This window comes from Dyella sp. 2RAB6 (assembly GCF_052115385.1).
Taxonomy (GTDB): Bacteria; Pseudomonadota; Gammaproteobacteria; order Xanthomonadales; family Rhodanobacteraceae; genus Dyella_D.
This window is the reverse complement of record NZ_JBFRGP010000003.1, coordinates 262,352-276,033: the sequence shown is the minus strand read 5'-3', so window position 1 is coordinate 276,033 and position 13,682 is coordinate 262,352. Positions and strand designations below refer to the sequence as shown.

The following is a 13,682-nucleotide window of genomic DNA, read 5'->3' as shown; positions in this document are numbered from 1 at the left end:
TTCCTTATCTTAGACCCGGACTAGCATCCACGTCATTCCCCACCTCCTTCCCCTCCGAGGAGACCGCCATGACCCCGACCGACGCGGGCGACCCGCGGCGTTGGCTGGCATTGCCCGTGCTGCTGACCGGCGCCTTCCTGCCGCCGCTGGATTTCTTCATCGTCAACGTGGCGCTGCCCTCGATCCGCGGCGCGCTGCACGCCAGCGCCGCGCAGACGCAGTTCGTGATTTCCGCCTATGCGGCGATCTACGCCGTGTGCCTGATCACCGGCGGCCGCCTGGGCGACCTGTTCGGCCGGCGCCGGCTGTTCCTGATCGGCATCGCCGGTTTCGTGCTGGCCTCGCTGCTGTGCGGCCTGGCCTGGTCGGCGGATGCGCTGCTGGTCGGACGCCTGCTGCAGGGACTGGCCGCCGCCGCGTTGGCGCCGCAGGTGCTCGCCTCGATCCGCGTGATGTTCCCCAGCGCCGAACAACCGCGCGCCCTGGCCTTGTACGCGGCGACGTTCGGCCTCGCCGCGACGCTGGGCCAGGTGCTAGGCGGCGTGCTGATCGCGGCCGGCTGGTGGGGCATGAGCTGGCAGTGGATCTTCCTGGTGAATCTGCCGGTGGGCATCGCGGCGTTCGCCGGCGGCCTGCTGTTGCTGCGCGAATCGCGCGAGGCGCACGCGAAGAAGCTCGATCTCGGCGGCATGGCGCTGCTCTCGCTCGCGCTCGCCGCGCTGGTCTATCCGCTGGTGGAAGGTCGCGAACAAGGCTGGCCGCTGTGGACGTGGGCGATGCTCGGCGGCTCATTGGCGCTGTTCGTGCTGTTCCTGCGTTTCGAAGCACGGCTCGCGCGTCGCGGCGGCGCACCGCTGGTCGACGTGAGCCTGCTGCGCCATGGCGAATTCATGCTCGGCATCGTGATCACGCTGGGTTTCTATCTGACTTCCGCTTTCATGTTCACTTATGCGGCTTACCTGCAAGGGCTCGGCCGCGATGCGCTGCACACCGGCCTCGCAACGCTACCGTTCACGCTGGGCTATCTGTTCGCGTCAGTAACAGCCGCGCCGGTGATGCAACGCCTCGGTCGCGCGGTGTTGCCATTGTCGCTGGCAGCGCAGGCGATCGGCTTCGCCTTGATCATCGGCGGCATCAAAGCGCCATCCACCATGCTGGAGGCCGGACTGATCGTCTCCGGCATCGGCTTCGGCTTTGCCTTTGCCTTCCCGTCGCTGATGCGCGCCGTGCTCGGCAGCGTGGACGCGCGCCACGCCGGCCTCGCCTCCGGCATGGTGATCACCGCCTTGCAGATCAGCGCCGCGCTCGGCGTGGCGGTGATCGGCGGCGTGTTCTACAGCACGCTCGGCGCGGCGCGCGATCCGGCGGCGTATGCATATGCCTTCGCCACCGGGCTCGGTTGCAACGTCGTCGCGCTGGCGGTCATTGCCCTGCTGTCGAGCCTGCTCGGCCGCCATGGCGTAGCGAATGCAGCGGTGCAGGTCGCGCCGGAGGCATAAAAAAAGGGCCGCGTAAGCGGCCCTTTTTTCCGATCACCAAACGCTCGTCACAGCTCGCGCAAGGCCGTCGTCACCGGCAGGCGCGCCGCGCGTACCGCCGGGAACAAGCCGCCGACGAAGCCGATCGCCAGCGCCCACTTCACGCCGGTCCACAGCAGCGCCGGCGATACGTGGAACTCGAAGGTGAGCTGCCCCACCGAGCCCTGCGCCAGCGTGGACGCGGTATAGCCGTTGAAGATCAGCCAGGCCAGCGCACCGCCGATCAAGCCGCCCAGCAAGGCCAGCAGCATGGTCTCCAGCATGATCGCCACCACCACCGGCAGGCCGCGGAAACCGATCGCACGCAAGGTGGCGATTTCGCGGGCACGCGAGGCCACCGCGGCGAACATGGTGTTGAGCGCACCGAAGATCGCGCCGATCGCCATGATCAGGCCCACCGTGATGCCGATGATGCGGATCACCTTGCTGGTGCCTTCGGACTGCTTGCTGAAGTAGTCCAGCGTGGTGCTGCTGTCGACCTTCAGGCGCGGGTCGGCGGCCAGGGTGGATTCGAATGCCTTGAAGCCGTTCGGATCGGCCAGCTTCACCGTCACCGAGGCACGGCTGCCGCCACGGCGATAGGTATCGGCCACCACCGGGGCATCGCCCCACACTTCCGATTCCAGCGCATCGTCGCTGGCGAACACGCCGACCACCGTCCACTGCTGGCTGCCGAGCTTGATCTCGCGACCCGGCTCCAGCCCGGCGAACTGGCGCTGCGCACCCTTGCCTACCACCAGCTCGCGCATGCCGGGATTGAACTTGCGGCCGGCGACGATCTTCAGGTTGGGCCGCAGCTCCCAGGCATGCTCGCCCACGCCGCGCAGCTGCACGCTGCCTTCGTCGTCGGCGCCCTTGCCGCCCTTCACCGGCAGGTTCGCGGCCACCACGATTTCGGACGAAGCGATCGGCTCGCCCTTGGCATTGCGCGCGATGCCGGCGATCTGCGGGATCACCACCACGCTGTCGCGGTCGAGCACCGACATCACTTCGCTGGCCGAACCGCCGCGCATCACGATGGCGGTGTCGGCGCTGCCGGTCTTGCGCAGCGTTTCCGCATAGCCCTCGCCCATCGCCAGCAGTGCCACCAGCACGCCGACCACGCCGGCGATACCGATCACCACCACCGCGGAGGAACCGAGCCGGCCGCGCAGCGTGCTGATGCCCACGCCGGTCACCGAGGCGGCTTGCTGGCCGCGCCGCGTGAAAACCATCCACAGCGCAAACAGCAGCACCAGTACCCCGACGATCCACAGCGGCAGGTTGATCCACACCGCCAGGCAGACGATCACCAGTACGAACAGGCCGAAGCCGAACAGGAAATTCTTGGATTTGGACATGGCGTCGGCTCCTCAGCGTCCTGCCAGTGCATCGACAATATTCAGGCGCATCGCACGGACAGCCGGCAACGCACCCACCAGCAATCCGATCAGCACCATGATCCCCAGGCCGAGCACCCAGCTGCCGCCGGTCACGCCGGGCAGGTTGAGCATGCCGCCGCTGCCCTTGGCCACCACCGGGATCAGCAGCGAGGCAAGGCCCAGCCCGATCACGCCGCCAATCAACAACAGCAACACCGATTCGGCCAGCACCATCATCAGCACCGAGGGACTGGTGAAACCGATCGTCTTCAGCACCGCCAGCTCGGAGGTGCGCTCGCGCACCGCCTGCATCATGGTGTTGCCCGACAGCAGCAGCAGGGTGAAGAACACCGCGCCCATGATCGCGCCGACGATCAGGCCGATATCGGCCAGCTGCTTCATCCACGCGGCGGTGGCGGCCTGTTCGGTCTGCGTGCGCGTCTCGTGGTCGGAGTTGGCGGAGATCGCATCGATCGCCTTGGCCACGCGATCGGCCTGGTTCACGTCGCTGACGCGCGTGACATACCAGCCGACCATGCCACGGTTGTACGCGGTGCCTTCGTCGAAGTACTTCCAGTGCATCAGCACGATCTGGTCGTACCAACCCGCGCTGGCTTCCTTGGCCTTGAGCGTACCGACGATGTCGAAGCTCCAGTTCTTGCTGCCGTCATGCAGCGGGAAGATGGTCGACTGCAGCGGGATCTTGTCGCCCACCTTCCAGCCGAAGCGCTGCGCCAGCTTCTCGCCCACCAGGATGCCGGTGCGCGAGTTCTCGAACGCCTTGCGTGCTTCGGGGCTGGCTTCCACTTCCGGATACTGGTCCAGATAGTTGTCGCTGACGGCGAAGCTGAAGACCTGGTTGTGCGGGTCCTGATAGGCGCCGCCGAACCAGTTGGCATACGCCACCGACTTCACCCCCGGCACCTGCGAGATCTGGCTGTTGAGGCCGGACGGCAGGGTCTGGATGAAGGACAGGCGCGAGCCGGTCTGCAGCCGCTGCGCGCCGTTCGCGCTCTGGCCGGCCTGGTCGAACGAAGTGCGCACCGCGTCGAGCATGCCGAACAGCAGGAACGCGGTGACGATCGAGACCAGGGTGAGGATGGTGCGGGTCTTGCGCCGGAACAGCGCGGCCCAGATGAGATGGAGATATTTCATCGCGGCATCCCTCAGGCCAGCGCCTGCTGCTCGACCAGGGTGCCCTTGTCGAGGTGCAGCGTGTGGTTGGCGTACTCGGCCGCCTTGGGATCGTGGGTGACCATCACGATGGTCTTGCCGTGCTCGCGGTTGAGCGTGCGCAGCAGGCCCAGCACGTCCTCGGCGGACTGGCGGTCCAGGTCGCCGGTCGGCTCGTCGCAGACCAGCAGGGTCGGGTCGGACACGATCGCGCGTGCGATCGCCACGCGCTGCTGCTGGCCGCCCGAGAGTTCGCTGGGCTTGTGCGAGGAGCGCTCATCCAGGCCCACCAGCTGCAAGGCGATGGCGGCGTTCTTGCGGCGCTGCGCGGCCGACAGCTTGGTCAGCAGCAGCGGCAGTTCCACGTTGCGCTGCGCGGTCAGCATCGGCATCAGGTTGTAGAACTGGAACACGAAGCCGACATTGGCCGCGCGCCACTTGGCCAGCGCGCCGGCGCCGAGCTGGTCGATGCGCTGGCCGCCGACGCCGATGCTGCCGCCGGTCGGCGAATCCAGGCCGCCGATCAGGTTGAGCAAGGTGGTCTTGCCCGAGCCGGACGGGCCCATCAGCGCGAGGAAGTCGCCCTCGGCGATATTGAGGTTGATGTGGTGCAGCACTTCCACTTTCTGCTTGCCGCGCTCGTACACCTTGGAAAGATCGCGGACTTCGATCAGCGTGCCCATGCTCATGCCTGTTCTCCAGAAACTGCGTTGACCTTCGAGGTTGTCGTGGCGCGGCTCAGCCGCGCTCAAGCGGTTTTTTAAAGGGATTCGTTTCAGGGATTCGCTGCGCTCTTCACGCGCATGCCGTCTTTCAGTTCCGCCGGCGGCGACAGCACCACCGTGTCGCCCGCCTGCACGCCCGCAGGCAGCAGGCGCATCTCGCCATAAGCCTGCGGCGCCGGCTGCACGGTGTGTTCGCGGGCGGTGTCGCCGCTGACCACGAACACCGTGTCGTGGCCGTCGCGCTGCGCGATCGCAGCGGCCGGCACCAGCACGCCCTTCGGCGCCTCGGCGGCCTGCTTCGGCGCGGCCTGCTCCAGGAAGGACACGCGCACGCCCATGTCCGGCACGATGCGCGGGTCCTTCTGATCCAGCGCCACGCGCACCTTCACCGTGGCCTTGCCGCGGTCGGCGGCGGGCACGATGGCGATCACATGAGCGGGGATCTTCCAGTCCGGGTAGGCGTCGAGCACGGCCTCGGCCGGCATCGCCGACTTCACGCGGCCGATATAGGCCTCGTTGACGTCGACGTCGATTTCGAGCGAATCCATGTCGACGATGGTGCCCACGCCGGTACGGGTGAAGCCGCCGCCGGCGGACAGCGGCGAGATGATTTCGCCGACCTGGGCCGCCTTCACCGTGATCACGCCGGTGAACGGCGCGCGCACCACGGTGTAGTCAAAGTTCACCTTGGCCTGCTTCGCCTGCGCCTGCGCCGCGAGCGCGAGCTTGCGCTGCGAATTGAGCTGGGCCGCGGTGGTGTTGACCAGGGTGCGCGCCTGTTCGTCCTGCTGCTTGGGCACCAGGCCGCTGGTGGCCAGCGTGTGGGCACGCACGGCGTCGCGCTGGGCCTGGTCGAGCTGGGCCTGCAGTTGCTGCACCTGCGCCTCGGTGGCGCGCGCACTGGCTTCGGCGGCATCGAGTCCGGCGCGATAGGCATTGTCGTCCAGGCGCGCGAGCACCTGGTCCTTCTGCACCCGGTCGCCTTCTTCGATCAGCACCTCGGTCAGCGTGCCGGTGATCTGCGCCGACACCGTGGCCTGGCGGCGCGCGGTGATGTAGCCGGTGGCCTGCAGCACGGCGCCGGGGCCGGCCGCCGCGCTGGGCGCGACCGCGGCGGCGGTTTTCACTTCCAAGGTGGGGTGACCCCACAGCATCCAGCCGCCGGCGCCGGCCGCCAGCAACAGCACGACCACGCCGCCGACGATCCACGGCCAGCGCCCGGGACCTTGACCATGGTCCTCGCGCTCATGCCGCTCGATGCGCAGTTCCTTCAGCAATTCCGCGTTCTTCACACCTGCTCCCCAAAAGCCGGTTCCCACCGGCTACCGATGGCCGGCACGATGAGGCATGGCCGCAAAACATTGCAGAACGCCTCATCAGCCGATGGCAATGACAGCTGTCATCCGGGGCCAACGAGGCCCCGCGCGACCGCTCTCTCCCTTACGTCGAACGACGCCGCCCGAAATCGACAGGGGTATAGCGCTGTCCGCAGGACGGCGATAGCTGACACGGCACGTATCCCTGCCGGGCCACCCCGGCTAGCTGCTACCCTTCCGTGCATGGCCTATGTGATCCCCGCCCCGCTCCAGCCCAGCCTGCCGGTGTACGGCAGCGACCTGCGTTTTCCCGTGCGCCGCGTGTTCTGCATCGGGCGCAACTACGCCGAGCACGCCCGCGAGATGGGCGCCACGGTGGAAAAAGACACACCGCTGTTCTTCTGCAAGCCGGCCGACGCCATCGTCACCGACGGCGCCGACGTGCCCTACCCGCAGGCCACCACGGACCTGCACCACGAAGTGGAGATGGTGGTGGCACTGGGCGCCGGCGGACGCGAGATCCCCGCCGAGCGCGCCGCCGACCTGGTCTGGGGCTATGGCGTGGGCCTGGACCTGACCCGCCGCGACCTGCAGGCGCTGGCCAAGGCCAAGAGCCATCCCTGGGATGTAGCCAAGGGCTTCGATCATTCCGCGCCGGTGTCGGCGCTGCGTCCGGCGGCCGAGGCGCGCCTTGCGGCGACGACCGGCCTGAGCCTGGCCATCAACGGCAACCTGCGCCAGCAGACCACGCTGGCCGAGATGGTGCATGACGTGCCCGGCATCATCGCCATCCTGTCGAGCTTGTTCGAACTGAAAGCCGGCGACCTGATCTTTACCGGCACGCCAGCCGGTGTGGCCGCCCTACAGCGTGGCGACAGCTTCCACGCCTCGCTCGATGGCATCGCCACGTTGGACGGCCGCATCGTGTAAACGGCATCGCTACATCGGCGGCGGCAAGCTCGGTACGTGGAACGGCCGGCGCCTCGCCCGTCCCAGGGGGCAATACCTACATCAAGCAAGAGGGAGAGCAGCAATGGGCATGCTGAAAGAGTTCAAGGACTTCGCCATGCGCGGCAACGTCGTCGACCTGGCGGTCGGTGTCGTGATCGGCGGCGCGTTCGGCAAGATCGTCACCTCGCTGGTCGACCAGATCATCATGCCGCCGATCGGCGTGCTCACTGGCGGCGTCGACTTCTCCGCCATGAAGTGGGTGCTCAAGCCCGGCGACGACAGCGATCCGAAACACAAGATCGCCGAGGTCGCGATCCAGTACGGCGCCTTCATCAACGTGCTGATCCAGTTCGTGATCATCGCGTTCGCCATCTTCCTGGTGGTCAAGGCGATCAACCGCCTGACCCGCCGCGAGGAAGCCGCGCCGGCCCCGCCGCCGCCGACTGAGACGCTGCTGACCGAGATCCGCGACCTGCTGAAGAAGCAGCAGCCGTAAATCTGCCCGGCCGGGGAACCGCAGCCGCGGTTCCCCTTTTTTGTGGCCGCAATCAGGGCCTATGCGGACAGGCCGCGCCGGCCGCAACGAAAACGCGCGAATTTCGCGCCTGTTGCGCAGCGCACTCGTGACTTCTGGCCTAAGCGGCGCGGCGGGCCGGCGCGATAATCGGGGTTTACACCGAGGAGTCCCCGATGCGCCGCCTGCCTCTTACCCTGCTCGCCGCCAGCCTTGCTCTCGCCGTCGGCGCTGCCAGCGCCGCCGACAAGGCCACCACCATTCCGCAGTCCGCCGTAAAGACGGCCGAACAGCTGCGCGACAAGGCCATGGCCGACGACACCGGCTACAAGATCGTCGAATCGCTCACCACCGAAATCGGCCCGCGCATCGCCGGCGGCCCGAACGACCAGCGCGGCCGCGAGTGGGCCGTGGCCAAGTTCAAGGAGCTGGGTTACGACAAGGTCTACACCGAGACCGTCACCTACCCGTTGTGGGAGCGCCACAGCGAGCATGCCGCCATCGTCGGCCCGTTCCCGCAGCCGCTGACGGTGATCGCGCTGGGCTATTCCGCCGGCACGCCCAAGGGCGGCATCACCGCCGAGGTGGTGAAGTTCGACAGCCTCGACGCGCTGAAGAAGGCCGATCCGGCCAGCGTCAAGGGCAAGATCGTCTTCGTCGACGCCAAGATGCAGCGCCACAAGGACGGCCACGACTACGGCATCGGTTCCGGCGTGCGCACCGGCGGCCCGGTGATCGCCTCGAAGATGGGCGCCGCCGGCTTCCTGCTGCGTTCGGCCGGCACCGACGAGCACAGCCGCACGCCGCACACCGGCGTCACCGGCTTCCGCGATCCGAAGGAAGCCATTCCCGCCGCCGCGCTGTCGCTGCCGGATGCGGACCAGCTCGACCGCGTGCTCGCCTACGGCAAGCCGGTAAGCATCAAGCTCGAGCTGGACTGCGGCATCACCGGCACCTACACCGGCGCCAACGTGATCGGCGAGATCACCGGCAAGAAGTACCCCGACCAGATCGTGCCGATCGGCGGTCATCTGGATTCGTGGGACCCGGGTACGGGCGCGATCGACGACGGCGCCGGCGTGGCGATCGCCATGGCCGCGGGCAAGATGATCCTCAGCCTGCCGCAGCGGCCTGACCGCACCATCCGCGTGATCGCCTTCGCCAACGAGGAAATGGGCCTGTTCGGCGGTCGCGCGTATGCCGACAAGCACGCCGCGGAAGTGGCCAAGCACCAGCTCGGCACCGAGTCCGACTTCGGCGCGCGCAAGATCTGGCGCATGACCGCCAGCGTGAAGCCGTCGGCGCGCGGCGCCATCGAGCAGATCGCCAAGGTGATCGAGCCGGTCGGCGTGGCCTACGACCCGCAGCATCCGGGCGGCGGCGGTTCGGACCTGTCGCAGATGCACGCCAAGGGCATGGCCGCGCTGACCCTGACCCAGGACGGCACCGACTACTTCGACTACCACCACACCGCCAACGACACGCTGGACAAGATCGACCCGCGCGAGCTGGCGCAGAATGTGGCGGTGTATGCCGCGTTCTCGTACATGGCGGCACAGGCCGATGGGGACTTCGGTTCGGCGCCGGACGCGTTCAAGAACGACGGCGCGCGCGACTGAGCGTTCGCTTCATGGCAAAAAAAGCGGCCTCCGGGCCGCTTTTTTTCGCCGCCGCATCGGCGTGGGCGTAGGTTGGGGTGAGCGCAGCGAACCCCAACATCGATGCGCCGGCGCGTGCTCGTGTTGGGGTTCGCCTGCGGCTCACCCCAACCTACGCCAGCGTTCTCAAGTTGCCCCGATGGGCCCCGGTTTCTTCTTCGAGAACCGCGTCTGCACCCGGTCCAGATACAGATAGATCACCGGCGTCAGATACAAGGTCAGCACCTGCGATACCGCCAGGCCGCCGACCACGGCCAGGCCCAGCGGCCGCCGCGTCTCCGCGCCGGCGCCGATGCCCAGCGCGATCGGCAAGGTGCCGGCGAACGCCGCCATGGTGGTCATCATGATCGGGCGGAAACGCACCTTGCAGGCTTCGTAGATCGCTTCGGCCGGCGCCATGCCTTCCTCGCGCTGACGCTCCAGCGCGAAGTCGATCATCATGATCGCGTTCTTCTTCACGATGCCGATCAGCATCACGATGCCAACGAAGGCGAACAGGTCCAGCGACGCGTTGAAGATCACCAGCGTGAGCAGCGCACCCACCGCCGCGGCCGGCAGGCCTGACAGGATGGTCAGCGGGTGGATGAAGCTCTCGTACAGAATGCCCAGCACCAGGTAGATCACGAACACCGCCAGCAACAGCAGCAGGCCCATGCCGTGCATCGAATCCTGGAACGCCTGCGCGGTGCCCTGCACGCTGCCACTGATGGTCGGGGGCAGGCCCATCCGCGCCATCGCTGCGTCGATGCGCTGCACCGCCTGGCTGAGGCTGACGCCCGGCGCGAGATTGAACGACACCGTCACCGCCGGCAGCTGGCCCTGATGATTCACCGTCAGCACCTGCGGCTGGCGCCGGAACGTGGCCACCGTGTCGAGCGGCACCAGGGTGCCGCTGGCGGAGGTGACGTAGAGGCGCGACAGCACGTCCGGGTCGTTCTGCAAGGTGCGCGACACCTGCAGGATCACCCAGTACTGGGTGGCGGCGCCGTAGATGGTGGAGATCTGGTTCTGGCCGAAGGCCGAACCCAGCGCGGACTGCACCTGGGCCATGGTCAGGCCCAGCGTGGCGAGCTTGTCGCGGTTGACGTCGACCATGATCGACGGGCTGTTGAGATCCAGATCGTTGGTAACGTCCTGGAAACCGTCGAGCAGGGTGAAGGCCTGGGTGATGCGCCCGCTCCAGTCGTACAGCAGCGGCAGATCGATCGACTGCAGCGTGTACTGGTACTGCGCCTTGGACTGGCGGCCGCCGACCTGGATCGACGGCGGGTTCTGGATATAGGTGCGGATGCCCGGCACCTGCGCGAATTTCTTGCGCAGCTCCTGGATGATGCCATCGGGCCCCAGCTCGCGATCGTGCGCGGGCTTCAACAGCAACAGCAGCGAACCGTTGTTGACCGTGCTGCGCGGGCCGCCCGCGCCGACGCTGGACATGTAGCCGGCGATGTTCGGATCGTCGGCGACGATCTCGGCCAGTTTCTGCTGGCGCGCCACCATGCTGTCGAATGAGACGTCCTGCGGGCCTTCGGTGGTGACGCGCAGCTGGCCGGTGTCGCCGGCGGGGATGAAGTCCTTCGGCGTCACGTAGAACAGCAGCGCCGTCGCGGCCAGGCTCAGCACGAAGCCGGCGACCACCAGCAGCGGACGGTCCATGCACCAGCGCAGGCTGCCGGCATAGCCGCGCTGCACGGCGTTGAAGCCGCGGTCGAAGCCGGCGATCAGCCAGTTCTTGTTCTCGTGGTCGTGCGCGCGGATAAACCGGCTGCACAGCATCGGCGTCAAGGTGATCGCCACCACGCCGGAGATCAGGATCGCCACGCTGATGGTCACCGCGAACTCGTGGAACAGGCGCCCCACGATGCCGCCCATGAACATCACCGGGATAAACACCGCAATCAGCGACAGCGTCATCGAGAAGATGGTGAAGCCGATCTCGCCGGCGCCCTTCAGCGAAGCTTCGTACGGCGACAGGCCGGCTTCCATGTGGCGCACGATGTTTTCCAGCATCACGATGGCGTCGTCCACCACGAAGCCGACCGCGAGCGTGAGCGCCAGCAGCGAGAGGTTGTCCAGGCTGTAGCCCAGCCCGAACATCACGCCGAAGGTGCCGATCACCGAGATCGGCAGCGCGATGGCGGGAATCAGCGTGGCCGAGAGATTGCCCAGGAACAGGTAGATCACCAGCACCACCAGCACGCCGGCCAGCACCAGGGTGAACTGCACGTCGTCGACCGAGGCGCGGATCGAAACCGAGCGGTCGTACAGCGTGTTGAGCTTGACCGACGGCGGCAGGCCGGCGGTGAAGCCCGGCAGCAGCGCCTTGATGCGGTCCACGGTGTCCACCGTGTTGGCGCCGGGCTGGCGCTGGATCGCCAGCACGATGGCGCGCTCGCCGTTGTACCAGCTCGCGGCCAGGTCGTTCTGCACGCTGTCGAAGGCGCGGCCCAGGTCGCGGATGCGCACCGGCGCGCCGTTGCGATACGCCACCACCACATCGTTATAGGCGTCCGCGCGCATCAGCTGGCCTTCGCTGCGGATCGGCAACTGCTGGCGCGTGCCGTACAGGGAACCGGTGGCCTGGTTGACGTTGGCCGCGGCGATCGCCGCCTGCACCTGGTCGATGCCCACGCCGGTGCCGACCAGGCGCGCCGGGTCCACGCTCACGCGCACGGCGTATTTCTGCGAGCCGTACACGTTCACCTGCGCCACGCCGTCGACCATCGACAGGCGCTGCGCCAGTTCGGTCTCGGCGTATTCGTCCACCTGCGACATCGGCAAGGTCGACGAGGTCATGGTGAGGAACAGGATCGGCGCGTCGGCCGGGTTGACCTTGCGGAAGGTCGGCGGCGTGGTCATCTCCTTCGGCAGCTGGCGCTGCGCGGCGGAAATGGCGGACTGCACGTCCTGCGCGGCGCCATCGATATTGCGGTCCAGCTCGAAGGTGAGCGTGATGCTGGTGGAACCCAGCGCGCTGGTCGAACTCATCGAACTGATGCCGGCGATGGTCGACAGCTGCGCTTCCAGCGGCGTCGCCACCGCCGAAGCCATGGTCTCCGGCGAAGCGCCCGGCAAGCTGGCGCTGATGCTGATGGTGGGGAAATCCACGTTCGGCAGTTCGTTCACCGCCAGCCGCGGATACGCGGCGATGCCGAACACCAGCAGCGCCGCCATCAGCAGCGTGGTCATCACCGGGCGGCGGATACACAGCTCGGGCAGGTTCATGGCGTCAGCCGCCTCCCGCCTTGACCTTGGCGCGCGCGCCGTCGACCAGCAGCATCTGGCCTTCGGTCACCACCTGCTCACCCACCTCCAGGCCCTTGTCGATCACCAGCCGCGGGCCGGCGGTCGGGCCCGGCGTGACGAAGCGCTGCTGCACCTTGCCGTCGTGGCCGAGCACGAACACGAAGCTGCCCTTGGCCGAACTCTGCAGCGCTTCCACCGGCACGCTTACCGCGTTGGCGATGCGCGTTGTCGGCAAGGTCACCTGCACGTACTGGCCGGCGGTGAGGCGGTGGTCGGTGTTCTCGAAGCGGCCCTTCACCACGATGGTACCGGTGGTGGCGTCCACCGCGTTGTCGATGAATTCCAGCGCGCCGGCGAGCGGCTGGCCCTTGTCGCCGGGAATGACCGCCTGCACCGCGACCTGCTCGCGCGCCTGCGCGGCGCGCAGTGCGGCGAGGCTTTCCTCGGGGATGCTGAAAGCGATGCGCATCGGTTCGATCTGGTTGAGCACCACGAGGTCGGTGCTGTCCGCGGTGACCTGCGCGCCGGGCCACACCAGCGGCGAGCCGATCACGCCATCGAACGGCGCGGCGATGCGCGCGTAGTCGAGCTGGGTCTGCGCGGTTTCCTGCGCGGCCTGATCGCTCTGCAGCGTCGCCTTGGCGATGCCCAGGTTAGCCTGGAAGGTGTCGAAGTCGGCCTTCGACACGAAGCCCTTGGCGAGCATGTCGCTGTAGCGTTGCTGGTCAGCCTGGGCCTTCACCAGTTGCGCCTGGTCGCGCGCCACCGTGCCACGCGTCTGATCCAGTTGCGCCTTCAACAGGCTGGGGTCGAGCTGGATCAGCAGGTCGCCCTTCTTCACCTGCGCGCCGGGCTTGAACGCCAGCGTCTGCAACTGGCCGGATACGCGCGAGCGCAAAGTCACCGTGGAGAACGCCTCGGCGCGGCCCACCAGCTTCAGGCTGAGATCGACGTCGCTGCGGGTGGAAGTGGCGACCTGGACCGGCACTTCGCCGCCCTGGCCGCTACCGCCCTTGCCCAGCGCAGGCGTGGCCTCCTGGCGGCCGCGGAACACGATCATGGCGACGCCCAGCAGCGCCAGCGCCAGCACGATCAGGAGCAGTTTCTTCCAAGGCATGGGGGATTCTCAGGCTTGTTCGGCCGGCGCGCGCTCCCTCCACAGGAATCGCGGCGCGTGCCAACCCGCGATCCTTCGCCGGGACT

10 protein-coding genes are annotated in these 13,682 nt (G+C 67.5%); 4 read left to right on the top strand and 6 right to left on the bottom strand.

The genetic code is table 11. From position 1 onward, the window contains the following. Nucleotides 1–68 precede the first annotated feature (68 nt). Complete coding sequence (locus AB4083_RS07135) at nucleotides 69–1,499, top strand: MFS transporter (RefSeq protein ID WP_441607074.1); 1,431 nt, start codon at nucleotides 69–71, stop codon at nucleotides 1,497–1,499. A 47-nt stretch (nucleotides 1,500–1,546) separates the two neighbouring features. On the opposite strand, the gene AB4083_RS07130 is transcribed toward AB4083_RS07135, so the two are convergent. The 4 genes from AB4083_RS07130 to AB4083_RS07115 all read right to left on the bottom strand — a co-directional run bounded on the left by AB4083_RS07130 (nucleotide 1,547) and on the right by AB4083_RS07115 (nucleotide 6,089). After that, entirely contained in the window at nucleotides 1,547–2,878 is a 1,332-nt protein-coding gene (locus AB4083_RS07130; protein ID WP_441607073.1) for an ABC transporter permease, read from the bottom strand. Nucleotides 2,879–2,890: 12 nt separating this feature from the next. Further along, nucleotides 2,891–4,054 carry an ABC transporter permease gene (locus tag AB4083_RS07125; RefSeq protein ID WP_441607072.1) on the bottom strand — a complete coding sequence of 388 codons (1,164 nt, stop codon included), beginning with the start codon at nucleotides 4,052–4,054 and terminating at the stop codon, nucleotides 2,891–2,893. A gap of 11 nt (nucleotides 4,055–4,065) precedes the next feature. Beyond that, nucleotides 4,066–4,755, bottom strand: coding sequence for an ABC transporter ATP-binding protein (locus tag AB4083_RS07120; RefSeq protein ID WP_441607197.1), 690 nt, complete (start codon nucleotides 4,753–4,755; stop codon nucleotides 4,066–4,068). A 92-nt stretch (nucleotides 4,756–4,847) separates the two neighbouring features. Beyond that, entirely contained in the window at nucleotides 4,848–6,089 is a 1,242-nt protein-coding gene (locus AB4083_RS07115) for an efflux RND transporter periplasmic adaptor subunit (RefSeq protein ID WP_441607071.1), read from the bottom strand. A 267-nt stretch (nucleotides 6,090–6,356) separates the two neighbouring features. On the opposite strand from AB4083_RS07115, the gene AB4083_RS07110 reads away from it, so the two are divergent. The 3 genes from AB4083_RS07110 to AB4083_RS07100 all read left to right on the top strand — a co-directional run bounded on the left by AB4083_RS07110 (nucleotide 6,357) and on the right by AB4083_RS07100 (nucleotide 9,197). Further along, nucleotides 6,357–7,043, top strand: coding sequence for a fumarylacetoacetate hydrolase family protein (locus tag AB4083_RS07110; protein WP_441607070.1), 687 nt, complete (start codon nucleotides 6,357–6,359; stop codon nucleotides 7,041–7,043). A 103-nt stretch (nucleotides 7,044–7,146) separates the two neighbouring features. Continuing rightward, nucleotides 7,147–7,560 (top strand): large-conductance mechanosensitive channel protein MscL, encoded by a 414-nt coding sequence (gene mscL, locus AB4083_RS07105; RefSeq protein WP_441607069.1) that lies wholly within the window; start codon nucleotides 7,147–7,149, stop codon nucleotides 7,558–7,560. Nucleotides 7,561–7,754: 194 nt separating this feature from the next. Then, a complete protein-coding gene (locus tag AB4083_RS07100) occupies nucleotides 7,755–9,197 on the top strand; it encodes a M20/M25/M40 family metallo-hydrolase (protein ID WP_441607068.1) in 1,443 nt (480 codons plus the stop codon). Nucleotides 9,198–9,362: 165 nt separating this feature from the next. Here the strand turns inward: AB4083_RS07100 and AB4083_RS07095 are convergent, their stop codons facing one another. Continuing rightward, nucleotides 9,363–12,458, bottom strand: coding sequence for an efflux RND transporter permease subunit (locus AB4083_RS07095; protein ID WP_441607067.1), 3,096 nt, complete (start codon nucleotides 12,456–12,458; stop codon nucleotides 9,363–9,365). 4 nt (nucleotides 12,459–12,462) lie between these two features. After that, nucleotides 12,463–13,596, bottom strand: a complete 1,134-nt coding sequence (locus AB4083_RS07090; RefSeq protein WP_441607066.1) for an efflux RND transporter periplasmic adaptor subunit — start codon at nucleotides 13,594–13,596, stop codon at nucleotides 12,463–12,465. Nucleotides 13,597–13,682: the final 86 nt, after the last annotated feature.

Excerpts from the sequence above, each read along its gene's own strand:
- AB4083_RS07110 (WP_441607070.1), top strand. The coding sequence starts at position 6,357 with ATGGCCTATGTGATCCCCGCCCCGCTCCAGCCCAGCCTGCCGGTGTAC.
- AB4083_RS07095 (WP_441607067.1), bottom strand. The coding sequence starts at position 12,458 with ATGAACCTGCCCGAGCTGTGTATCCGCCGCCCGGTGATGACCACGCTG.
- AB4083_RS07130 (WP_441607073.1), bottom strand. The coding sequence starts at position 2,878 with ATGTCCAAATCCAAGAATTTCCTGTTCGGCTTCGGCCTGTTCGTACTG.
- AB4083_RS07125 (WP_441607072.1), bottom strand. The coding sequence starts at position 4,054 with ATGAAATATCTCCATCTCATCTGGGCCGCGCTGTTCCGGCGCAAGACC.
- AB4083_RS07090 (WP_441607066.1), bottom strand. The coding sequence starts at position 13,596 with ATGCCTTGGAAGAAACTGCTCCTGATCGTGCTGGCGCTGGCGCTGCTG.
- AB4083_RS07120 (WP_441607197.1), bottom strand. The coding sequence starts at position 4,755 with ATGGGCACGCTGATCGAAGTCCGCGATCTTTCCAAGGTGTACGAGCGC.
- AB4083_RS07100 (WP_441607068.1), top strand. The coding sequence starts at position 7,755 with ATGCGCCGCCTGCCTCTTACCCTGCTCGCCGCCAGCCTTGCTCTCGCC.
- AB4083_RS07135 (WP_441607074.1), top strand. The coding sequence starts at position 69 with ATGACCCCGACCGACGCGGGCGACCCGCGGCGTTGGCTGGCATTGCCC.
- mscL (WP_441607069.1), top strand. The coding sequence starts at position 7,147 with ATGGGCATGCTGAAAGAGTTCAAGGACTTCGCCATGCGCGGCAACGTC.